The organism is Bradyrhizobium sp. NBAIM01 (genome assembly GCF_020194115.1).
Classification (GTDB): domain Bacteria; phylum Pseudomonadota; class Alphaproteobacteria; order Rhizobiales; family Xanthobacteraceae; genus Bradyrhizobium; species Bradyrhizobium yuanmingense.
This window is the reverse complement of the sequence record NZ_JADYVU010000005.1, coordinates 473,570-490,061: the sequence shown is the minus strand read 5'-3', so window position 1 is coordinate 490,061 and position 16,492 is coordinate 473,570. Positions and strand designations below refer to the sequence as shown.

Below are 16,492 nucleotides of genomic sequence, written 5' to 3'. Positions count from 1 at the left end.
GATCAAAACTCGCGAAAACAACCCCATGCACAGTAGCCAAGGGGTTGTCTTACCTCGCTGTTTTTGCACGCGCGAAGATTCTTTGACACGTCGGGCAAAACAGAAGGAATCCGGCTCGGCGACACCTCATTGGGCGCGGCGATCTAGCACAGCGACATCGCCGCCTCCCTTCACCTTTCCGACATTTGCGTGTTGACCTTCCGAGCTGCCGCGGCAGCCAGCTTGCGGTACTGATCTTCGTACTGGCGCGCCATTCGGTATGCGGTGAAGCGTTCCTCGAAGCGGGCGCGCACTCTCCTTCGATCCAGCTTGCCCAATTCGCCGACCGCCTTGACCGCCTGCTCCTCGTTCTCGACGATGAAACCGGTTAGGCCGTGCTCGATGACCTCAGGGACAGAGCCGGAGCGATAGGCGATCACGGGCGTTCCGCACGCCATCGCCTCGATCATGACCAGCCCGAAAGGCTCCGGCCAAGCGATCGGAAATAGCAGAGCGGCTGCTCCGCCAAGGAATGATTGCTTCTTCACGTCGTCGACTTCGCCGATAAGCTGGATCATCTCGCCGTCGATCCGGGGCGCAAGGTGTTTCCTGAAGTAGGCAGTCTCGGCGCGTGGAATCTTCGCGGCGATGCGAAGAGGCATCCGGGCTGCGTGCGCGATGCGGATGGCGTCCTCCGGACCCTTATCCTCCGTGAGACGGCCAAGAAACGCCAGATAGGATCCCTCCTCATAGGATGGGTCCAACAGCTCCGACGGCAGCCCGTGCTGGATCGTCCCAATCCATTTCGCATCCGGAAGCGGCAGGCGCTGGTGATCCGAGATCGACACGAAGCATGCTTCTGGGAACTGCCGAACCACGTCAGGCAAGCCAGGCAAGTCAAGGCGGCCGTGCATGGTCGTCAGGAACGGTACGCCAACGCGACTGAGCAACGGCAGCGGAAGCCAGTCGAGATGGGCGTGGATCACGTCGAAGTCGTTGGCTCGTCTCGCGATCGCTTCCAGCAGCATCGCGCAGGCTGCGTTCGGATCGGCGCCCTTCCGGCCGAGACGCAGCGCGCGTGGCCATACCGGGTGGAGTTTGCCTCTCGTTCGGGAGTCACCGCTGGCAAACAGCGTGACGTCGTGACCGAGCTCGACAAGCTCATCCACAAGCCAGGCTACCACCCGCTCGGTGCCGCCGTAGAGCTTCGGAGGGACGCTTTCGGCAAGCGGAGCCAGCTGGGCGATACGCATTGGAGCTCGCTATATCGCTGAACGCACGATCAGCACGATGGCCGCAGACAGAAGGTTCGAAATCGCGAGCAAGGTCCAATCCGGCCTTGCGCTCGCGCTAGCCAGCCGACAGATACCGCCCTCGATGAGCCTCAACATTCGTCATCGGAAAGCCGCTCGAGATAGGCAAGCCCGAATGCTGCGAGTTCCTGGGCATCACCGTTACTCTCGCGCGCTTCCCGCCTCCCTTGCAGATGACGCTCGAGCAGGCAACGACGGCCATCCGCTGCATCGACGCTGCGATGCCGGGCAAGGTACACGCACCAAGCGGTGTCCACCGCTGTTCGTAGCGGGCTGTCGTCGACCATGTTCCAGCTCCGACGTGGAAGATGTTCATGGGGCGCCAACTCCTCGCGACGGCGGAAGTTTCCAGTTTTTCCCTAAAGTCTAAGTCTGCGCGCAAGGCGAGCGCAATCAGCGGTCGCTCCCTTCGCGCGTGCAAGTTCAGCCGAGACGACGCGCCGCCATCTCCGCGGCGAGCAGCAACGCCGCGCGGCTGGCGCCAATCGATGCGATACCTTGACCCGCGATGTCGTAGGCGGTGCCGTGCGCGGGCGTGCAGATCGGGAACGGGAAGCCGCCGAGCAAGGTCACGCCGCGAGCGAAACCCATCAGCTTCATCGCGATCTGGCCCTGGTCGTGATACATCGTCAGCACGGCATCGAAGGCGCCGGCCTTGGCGCGCAGGAACACGGTGTCGGCCGGAAACGGTCCCTCCGCGGCAATGCCCTCGCTCTGGCTTGCTGCGACCACCGGCGCAATCACGTCGATCTCCTCGCGGCCGAAATTGCCGCCGTCGCCGGCATGGGGGTTGAGGCCTGCGACCGCGATGCGTGGCCGCGCAAAGCCGGCGTTGCGCATGCAGGAATCGGTTAGTCTGAGCGCGCGATGGATGCGTTCGCCGGATAGCTTCGCAGCGACGTCCCTGAGCGGGATGTGCGAGGTGACCCGTGCGTTCCAGAGCCGGTCCAGCACGTTGAATTCGCTTGCCGGCGTCTTGAGACCGACGACCTCGGCGGAGAACGCGATCTCGTCGTCGTACTCGGCACGGGCAAGGCGCATCGCCTGCTTGTTAAAGGGGGTGAAGCAGACCGCGTCGACATGGCCGTCGCGGCCGCGCTCGAGCGCATGCCTGTAATTGGCCAGCGCAAATTTTCCGCCGGCAAGGGTCGCTTTCTTCGGCTCGACCTCTCTGGGGTCGAGGTGGCGGAGATCGACGAACAGCGCATCTTCCTGCGCTGCGCGAAGATCGGCGCCCTGCTCTAGCATCTTCAGCTCCGGCTTGACGCCGGCAATGCGCGCGCCCTCGTCGAAAATGCGGCGGTCGCCGATGACGACGAGCCGGCAGCGCGCGCGGATGTCGTCCTGCGCCACGAGCTTGGCCGTCAGCTCCGGGCTGATGCCGGCTGGATCTCCCATGGCCAGCGCAATCAGCGGCTTTGCGGTCATATGATCGCCCTTTCCTGGACTGGCGCATCGGTCGCGGGCGACGCAGGTTTGCGCCAGAGCCGCGGCAGCTGCAACAGAAGCGGAAGCAGCAGCAGCGCGATGCCGCCCACGATCAAGCACGTCACCAGCTTGTTCGCAAAGAAAATGCCGAGAGATCCCTTGGAGATCAGCATCGACTGCCGGAAGGCGTCCTCGGCCTTGTCGCCGATGACGATCGCGAGCACGAGCGGCGCCAGCGGATAGAACAGCTTCTTGAAGAGATAGCCGACGACCCCGAAGCCGAGCATCATGACGACGTCGAGATAGGAGTTCGACACCGAATAGGCGCCGACGACGCAGATGATCACGATCAGCGGCGCGATCACCACGAAGGGAATCCGCATCAGGGCGGCGAACACCGGGACCGTCAGCAGCACCAGGGCGACGGCGACGATGTTGCCGACATACATCGAGGCGATCAGGCCCCAGACAAAATCCTTTTGGTCCACGAACAGCATGGGCCCGGGATTGAGGCCCCAGATCATCAACCCGCCCATCATCACGGCCGCGGTTGCCGAGCCCGGAATGCCGAGCGAGAGCATCGGCAGCAGCGCGCTGGTGCCGGCGGCATGATCGGCCGTCTCCGGCGAGACGATGCCTTCGACCTCGCCCGTGCCGAAATGTCGGCCGCGCCGTGAAAAGCGGCGCGCGATGCCGTAGCTCATGAAGGAGGCCGCGGTCGGGCCGCCCGGCGTGATGCCCATCCAGCAGCCGATCGCGGCGCTGCGCAGCAGGGCGACGCCGTGCCGCGGCAGGCGGCCGACGGCGCGAAACACCTCGCGCCAATCGATCTTGGACGAGACGGCGCGCGCGTGAAATTCCTCCTCGACGGCGACAAGCAGTTCGCCAATGCCGAACAGGCCCATCACCGCCACGACGAAGCTGACGCCCTTGACGAGTTCGTCCACGCCCATGGTGAGGCGCACGCTGCCGGAGACTGTGTCGATGCCGATGGCGGCGATGGCAAAGCCGAGCGCCAGCGCCACGACGGTCTTGATCGGCGCCGCACCGCCCATGCCGACGAAGCTGGCAAAGGCGAGAAAATAGACGGCAAAATACTCGGCCGGCCCGAACGCGAGCGCAGCCTGCGCCACCCAGGAGGCGAGGAAGGTGATCAGGATGACGCCGACCAGCGCGCCGAACGCCGCCGAACCGAAGGCGGTCGCGAGCGCGGTGGTCGGCCTGCCGTCGCGCGCCATCGGATAGCCGTCGAAGGTGGTCGCCACCGACGACGGCTCCCCCGGGATATTGAACAGGATGGAGGTCACCGATCCCCCGAATAGCGCGCCCCAATACATGCTGGAGAGCAGGATGATGGCCGAGACCGGCTGCATGCCGAAGGTGAGCGGCAGGAGCAGCGACACGCCGTTCGGCGCGCCCAGACCCGGCAGCACGCCGACGAGAATGCCGAGCAGCACGCCGACCACCATCAGGACCAGATGCGGCACCGTGACCGCGATGGTGAAGCCGTGCAGGAGCTCCTGGAGATTGTCCATCCCGCTGCTCCCTCAGAACCCGAGCGCGGAAGCCAGTGCGCCGCGCGGCAGACTGACCTGGAACATGCGCTCGAACACGAGGTAGAGCGCGAGCGCCGTAGCTCCTGCCATAGCCAGCGCGCGCGGCACGGATTGGTGTCGGGGAATCGCCAGCACCGCGAAGACATAGAGAGCGGAGGCGACGTACATCCCGGCGAGCGGGATCGCAGCGACGAAGATGGCAGCCGGCACGAACAGGCCGACGAGCCGGCGCAGCTCGATCGACGTGATCGCGATGGGAACGTTTGCGAGCGTCGCGGCCGGCACCACGCCTCGCACCAGATTGTAGAGGCTGCCGAGCACGACGATGATCCCGGTCAGGAACGGGAATGTGCCGGCGTCCACGCCTGCGCTGGACCAGCCGATGCCGTTGTCGAGGCTGGAGACGACGACGGCCACGCCGAAGCTGCCGGTGAGCACGGCGGTCGCAAGTTCAAGCGCGCGACGGGAGATCATGGGCAGCTCCGGCGAAACAGTCCTCGTCCTGAGGAGCGCGCTTTTTCGCGCGTGTCGAAGGACGGCTCCAGGAGACATCGCATCCGCGGCCATCCTTCGAGACGCCCGCCTCCGGCGGGCCCTCAGGATGAGGACCAGGGCTACAGTTGGCGGCGCGATCGAAACCCATCCTCGGCCTCACCTCACCAGCCAGCCCTGCTCGCCCGCGACCTGCTTGATGCGCTCGAGGTCCTCCTTGATGAATTTTTCGAGCTCGGCACCGGTGAGGAACGTGTCGACCTGGGAGGTCTTCTCGATGTAGTCCTTCCACTCCGGCGTCGCCTGCACCTTCTTCATGAGGTCGACATAGAACGCGGCCTGCTCCGGCGAGACCTTGCCGGGCAGCCACACGGTACGCGGCTGCTCATATTGCTTGATGTCGAGGCCCTGCTCGACGCAGGTTGGAACGTCGCCCCAGCCTTCCGTTGCGGTGACCTTCGGCCCCTGCGGCAGCCGCTTCGGGCTGAACACGCAGAGCGGGCGCTGCGTGCTGCCGCGCCATTGCCCGAGGCTTTCGCTGGGGTTGTTGACGTGGGAGTCGAGATGTCCGCCGGCGAGCTGCACAGCGGTCTCAGCGCCGCTCTTGAACGGGATATAGGTCAGCTTGACCTTGCCGACCTTCTCGATCATGCGCGTCAGCACCTCGTCGGTGTCCTTGGACTGCGCGCCGCCCATCTTGAATTCGCCCGATGCGGCCGCCTTCAGATAATCGCTCGCAGTCTTGTACGGCGCGTCCTGCTTGACCCAGAGCAGGAACTCGTCCTGCGCCATCGCCGCGATCGGCGTGAGATCGGTGTAGTTGAAGGCGACCTTGGAGACGAGCGGCTGCTGCCAGGCATTCGAGGTGCCGAAGATCACCTTGTAGGGATCACCGGCGGAGGCCTTGCCGTAGACATAGCCTTCAGCGCCACTGCCGCCCCCCTTGTTGACGACGACGATCGGTTGCTCGATCAGCTTGTGCTTGGTGATGATGTTCTGCACCGCGCGCGCGAGATTGTCGGTGCCGCCGCCGGGGCCGGCGGTGGCCACGAACTCGATCGGCTTTTGCGGTTGCCAGGCGCTGAGCGCCGGCATGGTGCCGGCGAGCACGGCTGCGGCTGCGGAGAGCAGAAATGTTGACGTCCGACCCATGATTTCCTCCAGCTGATCTTTATCTTTTGTTTTTGTCGTATCGACGTCCGGTCAGGCGACGCGTTCCTCGCGTCGTTCCCGGGCCGAGACGATTGCGCCTTCTTTTTCGAGCGCTTCGATTCGTGACTGGTCGAACCCATGCTCGGCCAGAACCTCTTTCGTGTGCTCTCCATAGACCGGTGCGCCTGATCGCACTTTGCCCGGGGTCTCCGAAAACTTGATGGGAAGCCCGATCGTCTTGACGGACCCGAGCGTGGAGTGCTCGACCTCGACGACCATCTCGCGCGCCAGCGTCTGCGGATCGCTCAGCGCCTCCAGCATGTCGTGCACGGGGCCGCACGGCACGCCCTTCTCGTCCAGCGCCGCGAGCCAATGCGCCCGCGATTGCTTGCGGAAGCGTTCGCTGAGGACGGCTTCGAGCTCCTTCAGGTTGGCCATGCGATCGGCACCGGTGACGAAGCGCGGATCGTCGGCGAGCTCGCTCGCGCCGAGCGCTTCCAGCATCAACAGCCAATGCTTCTTGTTGGCGCCGCCGACCACGAGCCAGCCGTCCGAGGCTTCAAACGCCTGGTACGGCGCGTTGAGCGGATGCGCCGAGCCCATCGCGCGCGGCGCGGTGCCCGCGGCGAGCGCGATGGTCGACTGCCAATAGGTCTGCACCAAGGCGGCTTCATAAAGCGAGGTCTCGACCCATTGGCCTTCACCGGTCTTGAGGCGATGGGTGTAGGCGGCCAGGATGCCCATGCTCGCGAGCAGGCCGGCGGTGATGTCCGACAGCGGCGGGCCGCACTTGACGGGCGGACCGTCGGGCCGCTCGCCGGTAAAACTCATGATGCCGCTCATGGCTTGCGCGACGAGATCGAACCCCCTGCGATGCTTGTAGGGGCCGGTGCGGCCGAAGCCCGACAGCGAGCAATAGATCAGCGCCGGGAATTCCGCGTGCAGCGCCTCATAGCCGAAGCCGAGGCGCTCCATCGCGCCCGGCGCAAAGTTCTCGACCAGCACGTCGGCATCGGCGATCAGCCGGCGCAGCACCTCTTTGCCGCCGTCGGTCTTCAGGTCCAGCACGATGCCGCGCTTGTTGCGGTTCATCATCAGGAAGGAGGCCGCCTCGTCCCCGATCTTCGGCGGCACCGAATGACGGGTGTCGTCGCCGTTCGGCCATTTCTCGATCTTGATCACGTCGGCGCCCATGTCGGCGAGCATCAAGGTGCAGGTCGGTCCCGCCATGACGTGAGTGAGATCAATGACCTTGAGGCCGGCCAGCGGTCCCGAACGGCGGGAGGTGGATTGCGATGGATCGCTTTGCATCGGCTCGTCCTATTGGCCGCGCCATTGCGGCGCGCGCTTGTTGAGGAAAGCATCGAGCCCTTCGCGAAAATCCTGGCTCGTGTAGCACATCAGGATGAGGTCTTCGCCCTCGTCCTGCGTCAACCGGCGCTGCAGACGGCTGACAGCCTGCTTGGTCGCATTCAGCGTCAACGGCGCATGGCTCGCGACGAGCCGGGCCACCTCGTCTGCACGTCGTTCAAGGGCGGCAAGATCGTCGACGACCTCGCCGAGCAGCCCGACGCTTGCGGCCTCCCCGGCATCGACGAGGCGTGCGGTGAAGATGAGATCCTTGACGCGCGCGGCGCCGATCAGTGCGGTGAGACGGCTGACATTGGACATCGACAGGCAATTGCCGAGCGTCCTGGCGATGGGGAATCCGATCTTCGCAGCTTTTGTGCCGATGCGGAGGTCGCAGGCCGCGGCAATGCCGGCCCCGCCGCCGGTACAGAACCCGTTGATCGCCGCGATCGTGGCGACCCGGCATTGCTCGAGTGTGGTCAGCACGCGGTCGATGCGGTTCTCGTAGTCGACGGCGTCCTGCGGCGTCCTGAATTCGCGAAACTGATTGATGTCGGTGCCCGAGGCGAAGGCCTTGTCGCCGGCCCCCCGCAGCACCAGCACCTTGATGTCATGGTCGCGATTGGCCTCCTCGCAGATCGCGGCGAGCCGCTCGTACATGGCGAACGTGAAGGCATTGCGGGCCTGCGGACGGTTGAAGGTGATCCGCCCGATGCCGCCGTCGCGCTCGAACACGAGGTCTTCTGCCGCCACTTGCAGGTCCATTTCCTCATACCTTTCTGTTTTTTACATTTTTGAATGCAAAACTCTGAATTTTCAAGCTGGAACTTGGCCATATGGGCGTATAAGTTCATTTTTGCATTCAAAACAGAGCTCAGAGCCATGCTTCACGACGAGGTCGTCAACCGCATCCGCGCCATCCTGCTCGACGGCGAAATCCCGCCGGGCGCGCGGATTCCCGAGCGCGAGCTGTGCGAGCGGCTCGAGATCTCGCGGACGCCGCTGCGCGAGGCGCTCAAGGTGCTGGCGGCGGAAGGGCTCGTGCAGCTGCTGCCGCATCGCGGCTCGCGGGCAGCAAAGCTGACCGACAAGGACATGCGCGACCTGTTCGAGGTCTGCCAGGGCTTGGAGGCTCTCGCGGGCGAACTCGCCTGCGAGCGCATCAGCGACGCCGAGATCGATGCGATCGCCGCCGCACATGCGGACATGGTGCAGCATTATCGCGAGCGCGACCTGATCCAGTACTACCGTGGCAATCGCGCCATTCACGAAGCCATCGTGACCGCAGCGGGAAATCCTGTGCTCGCCGGGCTTTACGCCTCGGTGACCGCGCGCATCCGGCGCGCGCGCTATGTCACGCCGATGACGGCGCAGCGCTGGGCGCTCGCCGTGAAGGAGCACGAGGCAATCCTGAACGCGCTTCAGCGCCGCGACGGTGTCGGGCTCGCCCACATCCTGCGTGCGCATCTGCGTCACAAGCGCGAAGAGGTGCTGCAGGCGGGCTTTGCCGAGACGGAAGGCAATGACGTCACGTTGAGAATTGCGTAACGCGCAATTCCGCGCCTTGGCGCAGCCTGCCTTTGGACGTCGCTTTCGCGCTCCGGCTATCGTTCTCGTTCAGCGTGCCGTACCGGGTAATTCCACTTGCTAGCTTGTCGCAACCGGCGCAGCATGCTTTCCGCCGCCCTCCGGCCACGTGGCCGATCGGGCGGCCGCTTACCGCGCCAACGATTGCGCAAAACAAAAGACGAAAGCGGAGGAAAAGAATGACACTCGATGTCTCGCGTCGGTCCCTACTCGCACTTGGGGCCGGTCTCGGCGCCAGCGCCATGCTCGGCAGCAGCGCGATGGCGCGGGCGCCCAAGCTCGGCACTCAGACGCCCTACTGGCACCGCTTCATTCTCGGCGATGCCGAGGTGACCGTCGTATCCGACGGACCGCTTCCGCTCGGCGATCCCTCCGGGACCTTCACCGGCGTTCCCAAGGAAGAGGTCAAGAAGATGCTGGCCGACAATTTCCTGTCGCCGGACAATGTCGTGCTCGAACAGAACTCTCCGATCGTGAACACCGGTGACAAGCTCATCCTGTTCGACACGGGCATGGGCTCATCGAAGATGTTCGGCGCCAGCACCGGACGGCAGCAGAAGAGCATGACGGAGGCCGGCATCAAGCCGGGCGACATCGATGCCGTCGTATGCTCGCATGCCCATATCGATCATATCGGCGGCATCGTCGACGAGGGCGGCAAGCCGCTGTTCCCCAACGCGCAAGTCTACATTGCCCAGAGCGATTTCGACTTCTGGACCGACGAAGGCAAGCTCGGCAGCGCGGCCAAGGATTTCGTCATCCACGCCCGCAAGAACCTGCTGCCGGTCCGGGATCGGATCAAATTCTTCAAGGATGGCGAGGAATTCCTGCCCGGCGTGCAGGCGATCGCGGCCCCCGGCCACACCGTCGGCCACACCATCTTCATGGTGACGTCGGCCGGCAAGTCGTTCGCCTTCCTCGGCGATCTCTCGCACCATTCGGTGCTGCTGCTGGAGAAGCCACGGATGGAGTTCTCCTACGATTCCGACCCGAAGCAGGCGGCGGAGTCGCGCGTCAAGCTGCTGACGATGCTGGCGGCGAACAAGATCCCGGTGATGTCCTATCACTTCGCCTGGCCAGGCTATGGCCATGTCGCCAAAGCCGGAGATGGTTTCCGCTACTATCCGGAGCCGATGAAGATGACGTTGTAGCCGTCAGTTCAGATCCGGGCGGCGCGAGCCGCCCGGATCTGTGCGGTCCCACGCGGCGAACCTTACAGGCACTCCAGGCGGGCCCGCAGCTGGGCGTCGCTCTCACGGCCCAATGCAAGCAATGCGGAATACGGGTCCCCGGCAATGCCGAGCGCGGCGGCAAACGCGGGCTCGGTCTTCATCCCGCGCGCCCTATGGTCGGCCACGGCTTTGCGCAGACGCCCGTCGTCGAGCGCGAGCAATCTCCGCTCGATTTCGAAGTGCAGCCAGCCTTCCTGCTGATCGACCGGCCTGGGATCGCCGAACAGCTCGAACGGCCAGCCGTCCCACTCGAAGCGGGCGACCACCGGCCGCCGGCTGGAGCACCATTGGTAGAGCGCAAACCCGCCACAGGCGCGGTACCGGCGCCAGATCACTTCGGCGAAAGCCACCGCGTCCAGAACATGGCAGACGACATCGATGTCGCTCAATGGCGTCGCAAGCCCCAAAGGCAGCGTCCCGACCACGCGTGGATCGAACTCCCGCAGCTCGTCGAGCAATCCCGAACTGCCGATCGCACTTTCGTAGTCCATTGATCGCCGCTGCGCCGCGAATGTCAGCAGCCGAGCTGATCGGCGATGCCGCCAAAATCCTTCGCGACGATGTCCCACTTGCCGGTTGCTTCGAAATCGACCTTCTGAAGCGGGCCGTATTCGGTCGGTCGCGCCACGAAGGCGGTCTTCAATCCGTTCTTCTGGGCGGCAGCGAGATCGCCATTGTGGGCCGCGACCATCATCACCTCTTCCGGCTTGAGGCAGAGCAGCTTTGCTGCGCCGAGATAGGTTTCCGGATCGGGCTTGTAGTGCTCGAACAGCTCGGCCGACATGATGAGGTCCCACGGCAGGCCGGCGAACTTCGCCATGTTGGTGAGCAGCGCGACGTTGCCGTTCGAGAGCGGCGAGATCACGAACTTTGATTTCAGCCGCATCAAGCCGGCGACGCTGTCGGGCCAGGGATGCAGGCGGTGCCAGCCTTTGGTGAGGTAGTCGAGATCGGCCTCGGTGAGGCCCCTGATCGCGAATTGATCGACCAACTGCTCCAGCGAGCGGCGATGCAGATCGTCGAGCATGACGTAGCCGCGCTCGGGATGTTGGCGCACGTCGTCCATCGAGGCCATGTACATGCCGCGCCAGCCGTCGACCAGCGCGGTCCAATCGGCGGTGATGCCGCGCTGCTTGCTCCACCACATGAAGTCGGTAATCAGGCTGGTGCGCCAGTCCACGACTGTGCCGAACACGTCGAAGACGAGGGCTTTGACGGCGGAGAGATTGGATGGTGTGGTCATGCTTCGCTCCGCTGATTTTGTTTTGGCCCGGCTAGCCGGCCGAGATCGAGGGCTTTAAAGCATGATCCGTTCCATGCAACAATAGCGCTAGTTCGGCGCATCAAGCACGTGAGGGACGAGTTTGGTCGCCTACCTCAACTCGTCGGGGTGAAGCGCACCGGCCATGACAACCGTCTCTGTCGCATACATATTGCTCGAGGATGCCCGCCTCCCGGACGAGGAGGCTTTGATCCAGTTCTTACGCGTTCGTCATGCCGACATACGCTGGAACCGTAGCACCTTCGCACCGAGCGACGGTGCTGACGGTCCCCTGTTCATCCGCGCAGGAGATCATCTCATGACGATCCTCCTGATGCCTGCGCCGATACCTTTCGATCAGCAATTGTGGGAGCGGGCTTCCTGGCTGTGGCCGGAAGCTTTCCACGCCGCTCGACGCCATCGTGCGCACCTCGTGGTCGCGCCGATGGGCTCTGCCGAAGGCAATACGGAAACGAAAGCGCTGGATTTTGCCGAGAATACGTACCTCACGACCGCCTTTGTGGGTGCCGTGGTTGCGGCACTGCCTAATGTTGTCGCCGTCATCTGGGACGGAAAAATCGGCCGTTCCCCCGAGATGTGGCTGGAGCAGTCAAGCCGCGCGTTCGAGGCGTATCCAGATCAGCCGTTCGGATTGTGGATGGACATCGTCCCCTTCCGTTCCGGCAAGACCCTGGGAGCTTATACGCTCGGATTGTCCGCGTTCGCTGGACGAGAGATCGAGTTTGAGGTGGACGGGCTTGACGAACGCACCGTCACCGGCCGGGTTGCCCAGCTCTCGGCATTTCTCATCGCTGCCGACCCCGACGCGAGCTTCAAGAACGGTGAGGTGTTCAAACCGGACTCCGAGATCGACCATCGCGTTGCTGTGCTCCATCGCAAGTCGCGCTTCAACCTTGGGCCGGTCATCTCCTTCTCATCTCTTGATGATCGATCGGGGAGAATCAGGACCTATCCGATCATTCCTCCTTCCATCGCCGGAAATCATCCTCTGCTGATCATGCTGGCAAAGGTTGGGCATTTCGATCCGGCGCATCCAAGAAACAAAATCGGTCTCAAGCCTGATCACTACGTCTCCGAAGTACGCCTGGAGAGCTTCGATGAAGGCCTCGCGCAGGCGCTGTCCCGTATGATTGCAACTGACACCTATGCCGAGGCCGACATAAACGCGCGCAGCGCGCTCGCGCGCGGAGACATGGCGACCGCGAAGTCCATTCTTCAGCCCTGGGCCGATGAGGTTGGGCAGCTCCAGGGGGCCGTCATGCTGGCTCTGATGTTGCGCGACCTGCACATGTTCGCCCCGGCACCGCATCGCAGCCCATAGCAGACAGACGACGGATCCGTCTGCGACCAAAGCGCCGAGCAATCGCGCGCGGATGACCGCGGCCTCAATCCAGATGGAACTTTGCCAGCTCGCGATGCTCGGCCTTGATGTAGCGCACGGTGCCGGTGACGGAGCGCATCACCACCGTCTCGGTCTCGATCACACCGTCCTTGCGGAACTTGACGCCTGAGAGCAGCGAGCCCGTGGTGACGCCGGTGGCGGCGAACAGGCAGTCGCCGCGTGCCATGTCCTCGATGCCGTAGATCATCTTGGGATCGTTGACGCCCATCTTGGCGGCGCGCTCGCGCTTCTCCTCGGAATCGAGGATGAGGCGGCACTGCATCTGGCCGCCGATGCAGCGCAGCGCCACGGCGGCGAGCACGCCTTCCGGTGCACCGCCGGTGCCGAGATACATGTCGACGCCGGTGTTGTCGGGGTCGGCGCAATGGATGACGCCGGCAACGTCGCCGTCGGTGATCAGGCGTACGGCCGCACCGGTCGAGCGCACGCTCGAAATGATGTCGGCATGGCGCGGACGGTCGAGCACGAGAACGGTGATGCCCTCGGGCTTCACGCCCTTGGCCTTGGCGAGGCGGCGGACATTGTCGGCCGGCGAGGCATCGAGATCGACGACGCCCTTGTCGTAGCCGGGGCCGATCGCGAGCTTCTGCATGTAGACGTCGGGGGCGTGCAGCAGCGTGCCGCCGTCAGCCATCGCCATGGTGGCGATCGAGCCCGGCATGTTCTTGGCGCACAGCGTGGTGCCTTCGAGCGGGTCGACCGCGATATCGACCTCGGGACCTGCCTTGAGGCCGACCTGCTCGCCGATATAGAGCATCGGCGCCTCGTCGCGTTCGCCCTCGCCGATCACGATGGTGCCCTGGATCGGCAGCTTGTTGAGCTCGCGCCTCATGGCGTCGACGGCGGCCTGGTCGGCCGCCTTCTCGTTGCCGTGGCCGCGCAACCGCGCCGACGACACCGCCGCCCGCTCCGTCACCCGCACGATCTCCAGCGTGAGAATGCGCTCGAGCAAGGCGTGCGGGGGGACTTCAATATGGGTCGACATCGGCTTACTCCTTCGAAACGTTTGGGACGGAAATCTCCGCCCGCATCAACTCACAACGCCCGGTGTTCGTTCGAACGAACGACCGCCTTATGGCTTGAGCATGACCTTACCGGAAAACCGCTCACACTTTTCCGAGGTCATGCTCTAGTTCTTCTCGATCCGGATCACCTGCGGCCGTCCGCTGATCACCTTGTCCTTCTGCACGGCGGCGAGCGCACGGCGCACGGCATCCTCGTGAGTGGCATAGGTGATCAGGATGACGGGCACCGGGACAGCCTTGCCGTCAGTGGGCGCAGCGCCGCCATTGGGATGACGCTGCACGATCGACTCGATCGAAATCTTCTGCTCGGCAAGCCGCGTCGCGATCGCGGCCGCAGTGCCGGGGAAATCGCGGGCGAGCAGGCGAATGTAATAGCCGCCCTCGTGGCGCTCCATCGGCGCCTTCTTGGTGTCGCGCAGCTGCCCGATCGGCCGGCCGAACGGATTGGCGCGGATGCCGCGCGCGACGTCGGCGATGTCGGCGACGACGGCGGATGCGGTCGCGGCACCGCCCGCGCCGGGGCCGACCAGCGTGATCGGCGGAATGCCTTCGCCATCGATCGTGACCGCATTGGTGACACCCATCACCTGCGCGATCGAGGAGGATTTCGGCACCATGGTCGGATGCACGCGCTGCTCGATGCCCTTGGCGGTGCGAACGGCGACACCGAGCAGTTTGAGCCGATAACCGAGATCGTCGGCGGCGCGAAGATCTTCCGGCGCGATGGAGGAGATGCCTTCGACATACACCGCACTTTGAGCAACTTTCGTGCCGAAAGCGAGGCTGGCGAGAATGGCGAGCTTCTGCGCGGTGTCGTGGCCGTCGACGTCGAAGGACGGATTGGCCTCGGCATAGCCGAGCCGCTGGGCATCCTTGAGGCATTCGGCGAAGGACAGGCCCTCCTGCTCCATCCGGGTCAGGATGTAATTGCAGGTGCCGTTGAGGATGCCGTAGACGCGGTTGACGCCGGTTCCGGCAAGCCCTTCGCGCAACGTCTTGATGACGGGGATCGCGGCGCCGACCGCTGCCTCGAAATTCAGCGCACCGCCGTGCTTTTCAGCCGCCTTGGCCAGCTTGAGGCCGTGCTTGGCGAGCAGCGCTTTGTTGGCTGTGACGACCGACTTGCCGGCACCGAGCGCAGCGTCCACCGCCGACAGCGCGGGATCGCCGGCGCCGCCCATCAGCTCGACGAAGCAATCGACCTCCGGATGCGTGGCGAGCGCGATCGGGTCCTTCGCCCAATCGAAGCCGCGCAGGTCGATGCCGCGCTTCTTCGCCTTCGAACGCGCGGTGACCGCAACCACGCGGATGCCCCGGCCGCTGCGCCCTGCGAGCACGCGCGCCTGTGTTTCGATCAAACGGATAACCTCGGCACCCACGGTGCCGAGCCCCGCTATGCCCACTTTCAGCGGTGCGACCATGATACTTCAGAAAACCTGCAGAAGAGAATTACCGCCGATTGGCGAGAGGAACCACGTTGTGCAACGTTTCGATGCCGCTTTCAAGGAAGCGGCGGACGCCGCGCGCGGCCTGCCTGATCCGTTGCTCGTTTTCCACCATGGCGATGCGGACATATCCTTCACCATGCTCGCCGAAGCCGACGCCGGGCGAGACCGCGACGCCGGATTTCTCCACCAACAGGGTCGCGAACTGCATGCTGCCGACGCTGCGGAAGGCTTCCGGCAGCGGCACCCAGGCGAACATCGAGGCCTCCGGCGCCGGGATTTCCCACCCAGCCCGGCCGAACGATTCCACCAGCGCGTCGCGGCGCTTGCGGTAAGTGTCGCGCATCTCCTTGATGCAATCGTCGGGGCCGTTCAGCGCGGCGGTCGCCGCGACCTGCACCGGCGTGAACGCGCCATAATCGAGATAGGATTTGACGCGGGCGAGCGCGGCGATCACGCGCTCATTGCCGACTGCAAAGCCCATGCGCCAGCCGGCCATCGAATAAGTCTTCGACATCGAGGTGAACTCGACGGTGCAGTCCATCGCGCCCGGCACCTCCAGCACCGAGGGCGGCGGGTTGCTCTCGTCGAAATAGACCTCGGCATAAGCGAGATCGGACAGGATCAGGATCTCGTGCTTCTTCGCGAAGGCGACGAGGTCCTTGTAGAAGTCGAGGCTCGCGACATAGGCGGTCGGGTTCGAGGGATAGCAGACGACGAGCGCGAGCGGCTTGGGGATCGAATGCACGATCGCTCGCTCCGCCGCCTCGAAGAATTGCGGCGTCGGCTCCGACGGCACCGAGCGGATGACGCCGCCCGCCATCAAGAAACCGAAGGCGTGAATCGGGTAGCTCGGGTTCGGACAGAGGATGACGTCGCCCGGCGCGGTGATCGCCTGCGCCACATTGGCGAAACCTTCCTTCGAACCCAGCGTCGCCACGACCTGGGTGTCGGGGTTCAGCTTCACGCCGAAGCGGCGGGCGTAATAGGCGGCCTGGGCCCGGCGCAGCCCGGGGATGCCGCGCGAGGCCGAGTAGCGGTCGGTGCGCGGCTTGCCGAGCGTCTCCTTCAGCTTGTCCAGCACATGCGCCGGCGCCGGCAGGTCCGGATTGCCCATGCCGAGGTCGATGATGTCGGCGCCGGCATTGCGCGCAGCCGCCTTGGCCCGGTTGACCTGCTCGAACACGTAAGGCGGAAGGCGGCGAATGCGGTAAAATTCTTCCATGGCTCTCTGGGCTCCGGGCAACCG

The 16,492-nt window shown here is 64.5% G+C and carries 16 protein-coding genes; 3 read left to right on the top strand and 13 right to left on the bottom strand.

All coding sequences use genetic code 11. The annotated features are described in order from the left end of the window. Nucleotides 1-170 precede the first annotated feature (170 nt). The 8 genes from I6F31_RS20150 to I6F31_RS20115 all read right to left on the bottom strand — a co-directional run bounded on the left by I6F31_RS20150 (nt 171) and on the right by I6F31_RS20115 (nt 8,035). Nucleotides 171-1,232 (bottom strand): glycosyltransferase family 4 protein, encoded by a 1,062-nt coding sequence (locus tag I6F31_RS20150; protein WP_225136037.1) that lies wholly within the window; start codon nt 1,230-1,232, stop codon nt 171-173. A gap of 131 nt (nt 1,233-1,363) precedes the next feature. Then, entirely contained in the window at nt 1,364-1,579 is a 216-nt protein-coding gene (locus I6F31_RS20145; RefSeq protein WP_074447910.1) for a hypothetical protein, read from the bottom strand. 136 nt (nt 1,580-1,715) lie between these two features. Continuing rightward, complete coding sequence (locus I6F31_RS20140) at nt 1,716-2,720, bottom strand: 4-hydroxythreonine-4-phosphate dehydrogenase PdxA (protein ID WP_225186002.1); 1,005 nt, start codon at nt 2,718-2,720, stop codon at nt 1,716-1,718. Continuing rightward, nucleotides 2,717-4,255, bottom strand: a complete 1,539-nt coding sequence (locus I6F31_RS20135; RefSeq protein WP_057029102.1) for a tripartite tricarboxylate transporter permease — start codon at nt 4,253-4,255, stop codon at nt 2,717-2,719. The genes I6F31_RS20140 and I6F31_RS20135 overlap by 4 nt, the downstream gene beginning before the upstream one ends. Nucleotides 4,256-4,267: 12 nt before the next feature. Beyond that, on the bottom strand, nt 4,268-4,750 hold the full coding sequence (locus I6F31_RS20130) for a tripartite tricarboxylate transporter TctB family protein (RefSeq protein WP_225125514.1): 483 nt from the start codon (nt 4,748-4,750) through the stop codon (nt 4,268-4,270). 177 nt (nt 4,751-4,927) lie between these two features. Continuing rightward, complete coding sequence (locus I6F31_RS20125; RefSeq protein WP_225140681.1) at nt 4,928-5,920, bottom strand: tripartite tricarboxylate transporter substrate-binding protein; 993 nt, start codon at nt 5,918-5,920, stop codon at nt 4,928-4,930. A 51-nt stretch (nt 5,921-5,971) separates the two neighbouring features. After that, a complete protein-coding gene (locus tag I6F31_RS20120) occupies nt 5,972-7,231 on the bottom strand; it encodes a CoA transferase (protein ID WP_225140679.1) in 1,260 nt (419 codons plus the stop codon). A 9-nt stretch (nt 7,232-7,240) separates the two neighbouring features. Further along, nucleotides 7,241-8,035 (bottom strand): enoyl-CoA hydratase/isomerase family protein, encoded by a 795-nt coding sequence (locus I6F31_RS20115; RefSeq protein WP_225186001.1) that lies wholly within the window; start codon nt 8,033-8,035, stop codon nt 7,241-7,243. A gap of 117 nt (nt 8,036-8,152) precedes the next feature. On the opposite strand from I6F31_RS20115, the gene I6F31_RS20110 reads away from it, so the two are divergent. Next, nucleotides 8,153-8,818 (top strand): GntR family transcriptional regulator, encoded by a 666-nt coding sequence (locus I6F31_RS20110; protein ID WP_036022947.1) that lies wholly within the window; start codon nt 8,153-8,155, stop codon nt 8,816-8,818. Nucleotides 8,819-9,036: 218 nt separating this feature from the next. Then, a complete protein-coding gene (locus tag I6F31_RS20105; RefSeq protein WP_036022946.1) occupies nt 9,037-10,008 on the top strand; it encodes an MBL fold metallo-hydrolase in 972 nt (323 codons plus the stop codon). 62 nt (nt 10,009-10,070) lie between these two features. Here the strand turns inward: I6F31_RS20105 and I6F31_RS20100 are convergent, their stop codons facing one another. Together I6F31_RS20100 and I6F31_RS20095 are read right to left on the bottom strand one after the other, a co-directional pair. After that, nucleotides 10,071-10,580, bottom strand: coding sequence for a DUF4269 domain-containing protein (locus tag I6F31_RS20100; RefSeq protein ID WP_109143886.1), 510 nt, complete (start codon nt 10,578-10,580; stop codon nt 10,071-10,073). A 23-nt stretch (nt 10,581-10,603) separates the two neighbouring features. Beyond that, complete coding sequence (locus I6F31_RS20095; RefSeq protein WP_036022944.1) at nt 10,604-11,332, bottom strand: haloacid dehalogenase type II; 729 nt, start codon at nt 11,330-11,332, stop codon at nt 10,604-10,606. Nucleotides 11,333-11,669: 337 nt separating this feature from the next. Here I6F31_RS20095 and I6F31_RS20090 point away from each other — a divergent pair, with 337 nt between their 5' ends. Beyond that, the gene (locus I6F31_RS20090) at nt 11,670-12,692 is read left to right on the top strand and encodes a hypothetical protein (RefSeq protein ID WP_225113557.1); all 1,023 of its coding nucleotides are present in this window, start codon (nt 11,670-11,672) and stop codon (nt 12,690-12,692) included. 64 nt (nt 12,693-12,756) lie between these two features. On the opposite strand, the gene glpX is transcribed toward I6F31_RS20090, so the two are convergent. The 3 genes from glpX to I6F31_RS20075 form a co-directional block, all read right to left on the bottom strand. Continuing rightward, entirely contained in the window at nt 12,757-13,758 is a 1,002-nt protein-coding gene (gene glpX / locus I6F31_RS20085; protein ID WP_036022942.1) for a class II fructose-bisphosphatase, read from the bottom strand. Between the two features lie 144 nt (nt 13,759-13,902). Further along, nucleotides 13,903-15,219, bottom strand: coding sequence for a homoserine dehydrogenase (locus tag I6F31_RS20080; RefSeq protein ID WP_036022941.1), 1,317 nt, complete (start codon nt 15,217-15,219; stop codon nt 13,903-13,905). 28 nt (nt 15,220-15,247) lie between these two features. Next, on the bottom strand, nt 15,248-16,468 hold the full coding sequence (locus I6F31_RS20075) for an LL-diaminopimelate aminotransferase (RefSeq protein WP_035999902.1): 1,221 nt from the start codon (nt 16,466-16,468) through the stop codon (nt 15,248-15,250). Between the last annotated feature and the right edge of the window lie 24 nt (nt 16,469-16,492).

Excerpts from the sequence above, each read along its gene's own strand:
- I6F31_RS20150 (WP_225136037.1), bottom strand. The coding sequence starts at position 1,232 with ATGCGTATCGCCCAGCTGGCTCCGCTTGCCGAAAGCGTCCCTCCGAAG.
- I6F31_RS20145 (WP_074447910.1), bottom strand. The coding sequence starts at position 1,579 with ATGGTCGACGACAGCCCGCTACGAACAGCGGTGGACACCGCTTGGTGC.
- I6F31_RS20140 (WP_225186002.1), bottom strand. The coding sequence starts at position 2,720 with ATGACCGCAAAGCCGCTGATTGCGCTGGCCATGGGAGATCCAGCCGGC.
- I6F31_RS20135 (WP_057029102.1), bottom strand. The coding sequence starts at position 4,255 with ATGGACAATCTCCAGGAGCTCCTGCACGGCTTCACCATCGCGGTCACG.
- I6F31_RS20130 (WP_225125514.1), bottom strand. The coding sequence starts at position 4,750 with ATGATCTCCCGTCGCGCGCTTGAACTTGCGACCGCCGTGCTCACCGGC.
- I6F31_RS20125 (WP_225140681.1), bottom strand. The coding sequence starts at position 5,920 with ATGGGTCGGACGTCAACATTTCTGCTCTCCGCAGCCGCAGCCGTGCTC.
- I6F31_RS20120 (WP_225140679.1), bottom strand. The coding sequence starts at position 7,231 with ATGCAAAGCGATCCATCGCAATCCACCTCCCGCCGTTCGGGACCGCTG.
- I6F31_RS20115 (WP_225186001.1), bottom strand. The coding sequence starts at position 8,035 with ATGGACCTGCAAGTGGCGGCAGAAGACCTCGTGTTCGAGCGCGACGGC.
- I6F31_RS20110 (WP_036022947.1), top strand. The coding sequence starts at position 8,153 with ATGCTTCACGACGAGGTCGTCAACCGCATCCGCGCCATCCTGCTCGAC.
- I6F31_RS20105 (WP_036022946.1), top strand. The coding sequence starts at position 9,037 with ATGACACTCGATGTCTCGCGTCGGTCCCTACTCGCACTTGGGGCCGGT.
- I6F31_RS20100 (WP_109143886.1), bottom strand. The coding sequence starts at position 10,580 with ATGGACTACGAAAGTGCGATCGGCAGTTCGGGATTGCTCGACGAGCTG.
- I6F31_RS20095 (WP_036022944.1), bottom strand. The coding sequence starts at position 11,332 with ATGACCACACCATCCAATCTCTCCGCCGTCAAAGCCCTCGTCTTCGAC.
- I6F31_RS20090 (WP_225113557.1), top strand. The coding sequence starts at position 11,670 with ATGACGATCCTCCTGATGCCTGCGCCGATACCTTTCGATCAGCAATTG.
- glpX (WP_036022942.1), bottom strand. The coding sequence starts at position 13,758 with ATGTCGACCCATATTGAAGTCCCCCCGCACGCCTTGCTCGAGCGCATT.
- I6F31_RS20080 (WP_036022941.1), bottom strand. The coding sequence starts at position 15,219 with ATGGTCGCACCGCTGAAAGTGGGCATAGCGGGGCTCGGCACCGTGGGT.
- I6F31_RS20075 (WP_035999902.1), bottom strand. The coding sequence starts at position 16,468 with ATGGAAGAATTTTACCGCATTCGCCGCCTTCCGCCTTACGTGTTCGAG.